This window comes from Porphyromonas bennonis DSM 23058 = JCM 16335 (assembly GCF_000375645.1).
Taxonomy (GTDB): domain Bacteria; phylum Bacteroidota; class Bacteroidia; order Bacteroidales; family Porphyromonadaceae; genus Porphyromonas_A; species Porphyromonas_A bennonis.
On sequence record NZ_AQWR01000055.1, the window covers coordinates 1 to 10,105 of the forward strand.

Annotated in this window: 7 protein-coding genes; 2 read left to right on the plus strand and 5 right to left on the minus strand. The window is 59.5% G+C overall.

Annotated features, from left to right (window positions below; all coding sequences use genetic code 11):
• Nucleotides 1-296: 296 nt before the first annotated feature.
• A complete protein-coding gene (locus B088_RS07585; RefSeq protein WP_025082156.1) occupies nucleotides 297-851 on the minus strand; it encodes a cupin domain-containing protein in 555 nt (184 codons plus the stop codon).
• 211 nt (nucleotides 852-1,062) lie between these two features.
• Here B088_RS07585 and B088_RS07590 point away from each other — a divergent pair, with 211 nt between their 5' ends.
• Together B088_RS07590 and B088_RS07595 are read left to right on the plus strand one after the other, a co-directional pair.
• On the plus strand, nucleotides 1,063-1,473 hold the full coding sequence (locus B088_RS07590) for a hypothetical protein (RefSeq protein ID WP_018107823.1): 411 nt from the start codon (nucleotides 1,063-1,065) through the stop codon (nucleotides 1,471-1,473).
• A gap of 46 nt (nucleotides 1,474-1,519) precedes the next feature.
• Entirely contained in the window at nucleotides 1,520-2,608 is a 1,089-nt protein-coding gene (locus tag B088_RS07595; protein ID WP_018107824.1) for a DUF4831 family protein, read from the plus strand.
• A 71-nt stretch (nucleotides 2,609-2,679) separates the two neighbouring features.
• Here the strand turns inward: B088_RS07595 and B088_RS07600 are convergent, their stop codons facing one another.
• The 4 genes from B088_RS07600 to B088_RS07615 all read right to left on the minus strand — a co-directional run bounded on the left by B088_RS07600 (nucleotide 2,680) and on the right by B088_RS07615 (nucleotide 9,734).
• The gene (locus B088_RS07600) at nucleotides 2,680-4,371 is read right to left on the minus strand and encodes an MATE family efflux transporter (protein WP_018107825.1); all 1,692 of its coding nucleotides are present in this window, start codon (nucleotides 4,369-4,371) and stop codon (nucleotides 2,680-2,682) included.
• A 7-nt stretch (nucleotides 4,372-4,378) separates the two neighbouring features.
• A complete protein-coding gene (locus B088_RS07605; protein ID WP_018107826.1) occupies nucleotides 4,379-5,584 on the minus strand; it encodes an S-adenosylmethionine:tRNA ribosyltransferase-isomerase in 1,206 nt (401 codons plus the stop codon).
• Nucleotides 5,585-5,847: 263 nt separating this feature from the next.
• Nucleotides 5,848-7,878, minus strand: coding sequence for a peptide MFS transporter (locus B088_RS07610; RefSeq protein ID WP_018107827.1), 2,031 nt, complete (start codon nucleotides 7,876-7,878; stop codon nucleotides 5,848-5,850).
• A gap of 179 nt (nucleotides 7,879-8,057) precedes the next feature.
• Entirely contained in the window at nucleotides 8,058-9,734 is a 1,677-nt protein-coding gene (locus tag B088_RS07615) for a putative transporter (RefSeq protein ID WP_018107828.1), read from the minus strand.
• Between the last annotated feature and the right edge of the window lie 371 nt (nucleotides 9,735-10,105).

Here is a 10,105-nt window from a genome sequence, read left to right on the forward strand (position 1 = left end):
CTGACAAGCATCAGATCCGTTACGGTAAAACTCAAATGCGTCAGCCCTGGCCAAATGAAAAGAGGAGACCGAAGTCTCCTCAAAATGAGTTACGTTTGCCTTTTGGATCTTCACTGTCTTAAGCCTGCTTGTCCGCTTGATACGCCTTTGTATTAGGTTTCTGTTCGTCAGGCCACGAATTCGCTATTGCTTCTTCTCTCCCAAGGGTCACCCCTTGAAACTTGCAAGTCGCTATGGGGTTCGTTGGCAACTACGCCCCGTGTGGACTTTCACCACAGATGTATGACGGAAGGGGATCAGTGCTCCTCATCCATGGCGTCGGCGTGGGTCGGCTGCACGGTGCCGGCAGGGTGCTCCACGGGCGCGTAGATACTGAGTAGCTTCAGCGGCTCACTATCGGAGGCGTTGATCACATTGTGCCAGGTGCTGAGGGGGATGATGATACCATCGCCGGGCCCCACCTCCTTTACCATAGAGAGGTTGTCCTTAGCGTCACCCATCTTTACCGTCCCCTTGCCGGCATAGACGATGAAGAATTGCTCCACATCATCGTGGCACTCCAGACCTACATCATCCCCGACCGGGATGCTCATCAGCGTCATCTGAGACTGCTTCCCGGTCCAGAGGGAGGTGCGGTAGTTGGGGTTCTGTATCGTGAATTGCTCCGCATCGAAGACCATCGGTGCGTCGTTGTGCTCCCTGATCTCGGCGCTATAGTCCGGTGCGGGGGCGGCGACCACCTCAGTCGCAGGCTCAGTGGTCTGCTCGGTGGTATTGGCTTTCTGATCGCAGGAGCTGAGTGTCACGGCACCTATGAGCGTCACTGCGCATAGAGGTAATGTTACTCTCATAATCTTTAGGTTTTATGTAGTGAAGTAGATTGCTGTCTCAGACAAAGATAACAAAATGTAGTGAGTTGATTTTTAGACCACTGAAGTCCATTGGGGCATTTCGTCCGGAGTGGTTATCTTTGTCCCGTACCACATCGACCGAAGAACTATGCCTACTTCACCAAGGCGAGGACTACTAACGGTCCTCCTCACACTCATATCACTCACAGCCATGGCGCAAGTACACATCTACCACGGAGCGTATACTTACAGCTCCGAGATACTCTTCACCTGGGACGGCAAGCACCTCTACAAGGGGCCCTACACCTACAGCTCCGAGATACTCTACACCTGGGACGGCAAGCACCTCTACAAGGGGCCCTACACCTACAGCTCCGAGATCCTCTGTACCTGGGACGGGAAGCACCCCTACCGAGGACCCTATACCTACAGCTCCGAGATACTCTTCACCTGGGACGGCAATCACCTCTACCGAGGACCCTACACCTACAGCTCCGAGATCCTCTACACCTGGGACGGCAAGCACCTCTACAGAGGACCTTACGCCTACAGCTCCGAGATACTCTTCACGCTGGAAGGTGCGGTGCCGGTGCCGGTTCTGGTCGTGGGGCTGCAGCTTTAAGCTCTTGGGCGAATTGGTTACCTTTGCCGATATGAGACAAAAGCTTATGAGATCATCCCTTCTATTCCTCGCCGCACTCCTCCTGACCTCCTGTGCTGCCACGGCTCAGGTGCGCGTGCAGCCCTATAATGTCTCCACCCTGCCGGACAATAGCGTCGTCTATGCCCTGCCGGAGACCCGCCTCTACGCCACCGTCACCTATCGGAAGGTGGTGCGGCAGCCGGGCGAGCTGGCACTCTACGCCGACCGATACCTCGGGGTACGGGAGGCGATACTGGAGCCCTCCACCTCGTATCAGCTGGTGAGTGTCGACCTCGGGAGCTACGGTACACCGAGTGACTCGCTCCGCTTTGCCGTGGAGATGCGACGCAACAGCAGTGCAGCCAATGTCTCCCTCACCGATGACGGTCGTCTCGTGGCGGTCAATGTCACCACTCCCGTCGAGCTGCCCGCCATGCCGGAGGAGAGGACGATCGAGTCGAGGCACGACAGGGACTTCGGCGACCTCAAGAGCCTACCCTCAGACTACATCCGAGCCACCACGCCCGCCAAGCGTGCCGAGATCGCAGCACAGGAGATCTACCGTCTCCGCGACAGCCGCACGGCCGTGCTCTCCGGCGAGACCGATCAGCCCTTTGCCGACGGTCAGGCACTCCGCATCGCCGTGCAGGGGCTGGATGCTGCTGAGCGAAGTCTCACCGAGCGCTTCCTCGGTACCACCGATACCACCACCTACGTCCGGCTCGTTCGTCCGATCGAGATCACTGAGGGACGTCAGGTGGCTCTTCGCTTCTCCGAGCGTGACGGGCTACTCCCGGCAGACGATCTGCGGGGTGAGCCGATCTATCTGGATCTGAAGGTGACGGAGCGTGCACCCGAGCTTACCGAGAGGGATCTGAAGAAGAAGGAGAAGCAGCTCCGCAAGGGGTTCGTCCACATCGTCCCCGGATCGGCTGAGGCTGTACTCCTCTACCGCGGCAATCGCATCGCCACCAGGAGCCTGCCGGTGGCTCAGTTCGGCACCCTGGAAGCACTCGAGGGCGGTCTCTTTACCGACAAGAAGATGGAGACCTCCGTCCGCTTCGATCCCGCCACCGGTGCGATCCTCAAGGTCGACGCACGTCCCCGCCAGTAGGTTAGTTTCTACACCGGAAGGAACAAAAAAAGGTCCTCGCAGTGTTATTAATAGCACTGCGAGGACCTTTTTTATTTGTTATTATTGAGCTGGCGGTAGAGGGACTGGAAGTAGGGGGCGGCGTAGTCGGCGGGGCGGAGGACCCGGTCGTCGCAGAGGACGACGTCGAGGTCGAGTGCCACTTCGCCACCGGGAGTGCGGATCCGCCCTGCCTCTTGCTCCAGCTCTTTCATCCGTCGAGCGAGCTCCTCCGGCTCCTCCCTGCTGTCGAGGATCAGCAGCGCATTTCGGTAGATCCGCCCACTGCCCTTGGCATCCTCCGACGTCATCGCCTCTGTCAATCGCGCCTCGGGGAGCGCCGCATGGATCAGTTCCCTCAGTGTCCCCGCCCGCTCTTCGTCATATGTGGTGCCGGCGAGGATGATGTAGCGACGAGTAAAGGGGAGCCCCAGCCCCTCCAGTCGTAGTGCGATGAGCAACTGGACAAAGCCCCGTGCAGCGAGGTAGATGAGGAAAGCACTCATCAGCGCCGCATTGCCGTCCTCGACCGGGAGCCCGAAGTAGGTGGCAAAGAAGAGGATCACCGCCACCATCATGCTCCACATCATCTCCCGCGTCGCCGTCATCCCGATGAAGACGCCGTCCATCACGAAGCCGATGCAGCCCGCCAGCGGGAGCACCACCATATACGGCAGGTAGCGTAGCGCTTGCTGCAGCACCTCAGCCTCATCGGTCAGCAGTGCGAGGAGTCCCCGCCCGGCACCGGCATAGATCGCCGTCACCACCACGCCCAGGCCTATCCCCCAGCCAAGCAGTCGCCGCACCGCCGTCCGCAGTGAGGAGCGATCCCTCTGTCCGTAGGCATCGCCGATGATCGCCTCCCCGGCATTGGCAAAGCCGTCGATGAAGTAGGAGAAGAGGGTAAAGAACTGATACAGCAGCGCATTCCCCGCCAGCGTCAGCGTCCCCATCCGCGTCCCGGCGTAGACGAAGTAGACGCTCACGCAGGCCATCAGCAGCGTGCGGAAGAATATATGCACATTCGTCGAGAAGTACCGCCCCAGCTCCTCCCCGAGGGCGCTCAGCCGGCGGGGCAGCACGACCCTTCCCCGCCGCACATAGAGCAGCAGGACACCGCCCCCGAGCAGGAGCATCCCGAGCCACTGCGCCACCAGCGTACCGATGGCGATGCCCTCTATCCCGCGCCCCTCACTCAGCACGAGGAAGGCCGAGAGACCGATATTGACGAGGTTGGTGACGATGCTGACCGCCATCGGATACCAGCTGTTTTGCATCCCGATGAACCACCCATTCATCGCATTCGTCGTCAGTATCGCCGGCGCTCCCATCACCACTATGGCGAAGTAGATCAGCGCATACCGCTCCACCTCAGGCTCCGGGGCGAGGACGGAGAGGATCATCCGCGAGAGCGGTGTCTGCAGGAGGATGATCAGCAGACCGCCCACCAGTCCTATGAGGAAGGACTGCGCCAGTGTCCGACCCATCCGCTCGGGACTGCGACTCCCGTAGGCCTGCGCCGTGAGACCGGAGGTGCCCATGCGGAGGAAGGAGAAGACCCAGTAGATGAGGTTGAAGAGCGTCGTCGCTATCGAGATCCCCGCGATCGGTGCCGCCTCCTGCAGGTGCCCCGTCAGCCCCATATCCACCAGCCCGAGGAGGGGGACGGTGAGATTGGAGACAATATTGGGCAGGGCGAGCCTCAGTATGCGGCGGTCGAGAGCCGGACCCGGAGAGGACGACATAGGGAGATTATTTAGTGACTGGCTTCTCGAGGAGGTTGCTGTCTCCGTAGGAGAGGAAGCGGAAGTCGTGATCGAGGGCAAAGCGGTAGATCTCACGCCACCTCTCCCCGACAAACGCCGCCACCAGCAGCATCAGCGTCGAGACCGGCTGATGGAAGTTGGTGATCAGCTTATCCACGAGACGGTACTCAAACCCCGGCTCGATGATGATCTGCGTGTCGCCGATAAGCGCCGGACTGCTACTCTCCTCCAGATAGCCGATCAGCGCGTCAAGCGCCTCCGGCACCGACACCTCGTAGGTCCGCTCGTAGGGCATCCACTGGCTGACGTGGAGCGGCTCCTCCACGCCGTCGAGGACATTGATCCCCATGTAGTACAGGCTCTCCAGCGTGCGTGTGGAGGTGGTGCCGACGGAGACGATCTGTCGTCCCGCCCGCTTCTGCTCGGTGATGGTCCGCAGTGCCTCCACCGGCACCTTGATCACCTCCTTATGCATCTCGTGACCGCCCATGGTGCTGCTCTTGACGGGGGCAAAGGTACCGGCTCCCACATGGAGCGTCACGCGCGTCTGACGGACCCCCCGCTCCTCCAGCTCCCGGAGCACCCGGTCGGAGAAGTGCAGCCCGGCGGTCGGTGCAGCGACACTCCCCTCGATCCGCGCATAGACGGTCTGGTAGGTGACGAGATCGGACGCCTCGGTGTCGCGATTGAGGTAAGGCGGTATCGGCAGCTCGCCCACCTCCTCGAGGATGTCGGCGAAGGAGCCCTCGGTGTCCCATGCGAAGCGAACCAGTCCCTCGCCGACCCGCTCCACGGAGAGCGTGCCGCCCGAGATCGGTCGGGTGAGACGGTCCTCCTTCCACTTCGACGCATTGCCGATCATGCAGTGCCAGGTGACGCCGTGGTGCGAGGCAAAGGACTCCTCGTATAGCTTCGGCTCACAGGGATCGAGACAGAAGACCTCGATGCGCGCGCCAGTGGAGCGGTGGAAGACCACCCGGGCATTGATCACCCTCGTGTCATTCATCACCATCAGATCCTCCGGCGCAAGCAGTCCCGGCAGGTCGTAGAAGTGGTGCTCACTGATCTGTCCATCGGGGCTGAGGTGAAGTAGCTTAGAGTGATCCCGCTCCGGGAGCGGGTACTTCGCGATGCGCTCCTCCGGCAGAGGATAGCTGTAGTCGCTGATGCGTATATGCTTATAGTCTTCCATTATTTGAACCTTTTGTGCCTGCAAAAGTACCCAAATTTGTCCCCACACTCTCCCGATAGTCCTCCCGCTCACCTACGGAGCACTGCAAAGATACCCCCTCCTCCACCTCCACCTGTCTCTTATCTGCATGTAGCGCCCACTTCTGTCGACTACAGGCACATCCGTATAAGATGGGTGCAGTAATGCTACGAAGAGGGGGCAGCACCCGACTTGACTCAGGTACTGCCCCCTATTAGATAGGGCTATGATTGCCTATGGCGTGATCACTCGGTCACCTCCTCAGGCTGATCCTCGGTTACACGCTCGAGACGACCCATGATGGCAAAGATGAAGACTGCGGCGATGCCACAGCAGGCGATCAGGATGATGAAGAAGGTGGGCATCGAGATCTTGTCCCAGAGGCTGCCCATCACGCCGACCAGCATATTGCCGACGGCGGTGGCGGCGAGCCATCCACCCTGCATCAGACCGGAGTACTGGGGCGGAGCCACCTTGGAGACAAAGGAGAGACCCATCGGGCTGAGGAAGAGCTCGGCCACCGTCAGGGTCAGGTAGGTACCGATGAGCCACTCAGGCTGTACGAGGATCGGGCTGGTACCGCCATTGAGCGATCCGGGTGCCGGCAGCTGGTTGGTCAGGGCACAGATCAGCATCACGAGGAAGCCGACGCCTGCCATGATCATACCGATACCGATCTTGCGCGGTGCGCTCGGCTCCTTGCCCTTAGCGGCCAGTGCAGCAAAGATGCCGACCGTGATAGGCGTCAGGAGGACGATGAAGAAGGGATTGAACTGCTGGAAGATCTGCGGGGTGATATTCTGCATGCCCTCGAGCGGCTTGATCTGCGTCAGGTAGACGGCCACCAGGGCGATCAGACCGGCAACGATCAGACCGAGACCGAGCTTATTATTCTTCTCCGATCCCAAGAGACCCATCGTCATGGAGTAGATACCGTACATGAAGACGATGAAGGCCACCAGCATACCGATATTGAAGAGACCGTAGGTGGCCGGGTCGACCTGGCTCACCGTGTAGTCACGGGCAAAGAAGGTGAGTGTGAGACCATTCTGGTGGAAGGCCATCCAGAAGAAGATCACCACGATGAAGACGAGGATGAGGGCAAACATGCGCTCGCGGACCTCCTTCTTGGGCATAGGCTTCACCTTCTTACCCTGCTCGGCAGCGTTGCTCATAGCCTGCTTGGCAGTCACGTCGGCAAACTTCCAGGTCTTGCGTCCCAGGACGAAGATCAGGATCGAGATGACGAGCGAGATACAGGCGACGAAGAAGGCGTAGCTGTAGGAAGTGGAGAGAGCGGTCTGGACATACTCGTAGCCGAAGTCACGAGCAAAGCCCTTAGACTCCACGCCCTCCTCGAGGGGAACAAGGCTGGCAGGTACCTCTGCGGCAGCCACGCGGTCGAGGAGCTCCTGGCGGGCAGCCTGCTGCTCCGGCACGCGCGACTTGGCGAGACGGTAGTCGTCATCCGTCACCATCAGCGCCGGATCGGTGATCTTGCCGGTGATGGTGTACTGATTGAGCCCGGCGAGCTTGAGATTAAACTCTGCCGCATCCGCATCGGCCTGGAAGAGGACACCCTCGTCAGACTTCGCCTTGGTGATCGCCTTGTCCTGATCCTCCGCAGCCATCGTTGCCCAGTCGCTATGCTTAGCCTGGACATCCTGGATGAAGGCGGCCTCCTCGTCAGCGGAGAGGAGACGGTCGTTGAAGCGATTGTAATTGGCCGGGATATCGGCGTTGTAGTAGGCGAAGTGGTGGTCCTTGAGGACGTTATTCGTGATCGCCTGTCCCATACTGGGGGCGAAGAGGGAGCCGATGTTGATGAAGAGGTAGAAGATCGAGAATGCGATGTCTCGTCCCTTCGCATACTTAGGATCGTCGTAGATCTTACCGACGAGAGCCTGGAGGTTTCCCTTGAAGAGTCCCGTACCTATCGAGATCAAGAGTAGTGCCGCCAACATGATGGCGAGACCGGCCTGACCGGCGCCGAAGGGCATACCGAGCAGCAGGTAACCACCAAACATGACGACCACTCCGATCAAGATCGTGCGACCGTAGCCGAGCCACTTATCTGCCACCACACCACCGAAGACGGGGAGGAAGTAGATCAGAGCGAGGAAGATCGAGTAGATCCAGCTCGTAGTAGCTGATGAGAGTCCAAACTTTGCCTGCAAGTACAGGGTCAGGATGGCCAGCATTGTGTAGTAGCCGAAGCGCTCGCCCATGTTTGCCAAGGCGAGCACCAGCAGCCCTTTAGGATGACGTTGTGCCATGTGGTTAGTTGGTTTATAGGTTGTAAGTTATTATCTATCCTCTGCCCGTCAGAGACCGGCAGGAGCTCCTCAGTAGAGGACCCCGGTGGCAAAAATACCTTTTTTACCGTTAAGTACAAAGAAGCGACCGCCCTCCTCGTCACCAAGAGGGGCGGTCGCCTCGTACGATAGCACCGACGTCAAGCGCAGAAGAGCAGTACCAGCAGCTGCGCCAGTAGGATCCTCATAAACATCGCCAGAGGGTAGACGGTCGCGTAGCCGATCAGCGGCTTATTGCGGGAAGTGAGCGTCTGAGCGTAGCCAAGTGCAGGCGGGTCGGTGGTCATACCGGCGATCATACCGGCGAGGGTGAAGTAATCGAAACGGTAGAACTTGTGCCCGATAAATGCCACGATGATCAGCGGTAGGAGCGTGATCAGGAGTCCGTACCCGAGCCAGGCATAGCCTCCCTGGGCGAGCGTCTCGATAAAGCCCTGACCGGCACCGAGACCGACGCAGGCGAGGAAGGCGCAGAGACCTATCTCGCGGATCATCAGATTGGCACTCGTGGTGGTGTAGGTCGGGAGGCCAAACTCTGCCCCCCAGCGACCGACGATGATGGCCACGATCAGCGGACCGCCGGCGAGACCCAGCTTCAGCGGAGCGGAGAGTCCGGGGATCATGATCGGCAGTGAGCCGAGGATGATACCGAGGATCAGTCCGAGGAAGATGGCGAAGAGATTGGGCTTATTGAGCGCCTTGGAGGAGTCGCCGAAGGACTGTGCTGCGGCAGTGACACTCTTCTCCCCGCCGACGCAGAGGAGCTTATCACCCTGCTGCAGTTTCAGATAAGGGACCGCCACCAGCTTCACGCCGGCACGGTCGACGCGCGTCACGCTGACGTCGAAGTGCTCCCTCAGCTTCAGGTCCTTGAGCGTCTTACCATTGAGCTTGCTATTGGAGAGCAGCACCCAGCGGGAGATCACGTCCTGAGACTTCTCCACCCAGGTCACGTGGTCCGACGTGTCGAGCTTACCGACAGCCGAGATGATATCCTCCTCGTTGGTCGTATTGAGGATCACAAAGAGCTTGTCCCCCTCCTCAAACCGTGTCTGACCGTTCACCAGGACCGTCTCACTGGTAGCCTTCTTCAGCACACGAGAGACGACGAAGCCGGTGTCCGGCACAAGATTCTTCAGCTCCACGACCGTCTTCCCGAAGAGCTCCGGATTGGTCACCTCGACCGAGATGCCCTCCGTCTCGCTGGTCTCCGCATCGGACTGAGCGGTGAGGCGCTTCTCCAGCTCATCGGTATTGATCCTTGCCACCACCTTCGTCATCACGATGGTCATAATGATGCCTACCACGGCGAGCGGGTAAGCGACGGCATAGCCCTGAGCGATCGACTGATCTGCGACCCCGGTGATATCCTGATAGGTCTGCTGGGCGGCGGCAAGTCCGGGCGTATTGGTCACCGCACCACTCATTACCCCCACCAGCGTCTGCATCGGGATGTCGGTGATGTAGAAGAGTGCCACCGTCACCAGCGCTGCCAGCGAGGCACCGATGGCAGCGAGGACATTCAGCTTGGCACCCTTAGACTTGAGATTGGAGAAGAAGCTGGGTCCCACCTCCAGACCGATGGAGTAGACGAAGATCGCCAGTCCGAAGTCCTTGAAGAAGCTATTGATCGTCGGATCGATGGAGAGCCCCAGCTGACCGAAGAGGATGCCGACGAAGAGGATAAACGCAGTGCCGAGGGAGATGCCCCAGAACTTGATCCTCCCCAGCAGCAGCCCCACGGAGATTGTGAGGGACAGGACGACGATCGCCTGTGCGACGCCGTGCTGCATAAAGAGATTGGTTAACCAGTCCATAAATAATAGAGAAGAGCGAGACCCCGTCTGCCGAGCAGACCAAGTCTCTCCGATAAATTATTTCAAAAACAGAGCAAAGATAGCAAAATAACACGACCCCAGCTCTGCTCTATCGCAACCAGGGGTGACGCATTTGAGTGGTACGGAAATCAATCAACTGATTGTGAAGAGTGGGACGCGAAGCACCCCTTGCGGGTGCCCGCTTCCTAGCCCCAGGTCGAGGGGCGTAGCCCCGATGACCCGGGGATCAGGCATTGCAAGCGATCCCGCGACCCCGCCAGGGTGTCGCACTGATTGCCTGACTCCCTGATAGGTGCGACACCCTAGCGGGGTCGCTGAAGGCTCTGCTCGGCGACCCACAAGGGGTCGAG

Excerpts from the sequence above, each read along its gene's own strand:
- B088_RS07585 (WP_025082156.1), bottom strand. The coding sequence starts at position 851 with ATGAGAGTAACATTACCTCTATGCGCAGTGACGCTCATAGGTGCCGTG.
- B088_RS07590 (WP_018107823.1), top strand. The coding sequence starts at position 1,063 with ATGGCGCAAGTACACATCTACCACGGAGCGTATACTTACAGCTCCGAG.
- B088_RS07595 (WP_018107824.1), top strand. The coding sequence starts at position 1,520 with ATGAGATCATCCCTTCTATTCCTCGCCGCACTCCTCCTGACCTCCTGT.
- B088_RS07600 (WP_018107825.1), bottom strand. The coding sequence starts at position 4,371 with ATGTCGTCCTCTCCGGGTCCGGCTCTCGACCGCCGCATACTGAGGCTC.
- B088_RS07605 (WP_018107826.1), bottom strand. The coding sequence starts at position 5,584 with ATGGAAGACTATAAGCATATACGCATCAGCGACTACAGCTATCCTCTG.
- B088_RS07610 (WP_018107827.1), bottom strand. The coding sequence starts at position 7,878 with ATGGCACAACGTCATCCTAAAGGGCTGCTGGTGCTCGCCTTGGCAAAC.
- B088_RS07615 (WP_018107828.1), bottom strand. The coding sequence starts at position 9,734 with ATGGACTGGTTAACCAATCTCTTTATGCAGCACGGCGTCGCACAGGCG.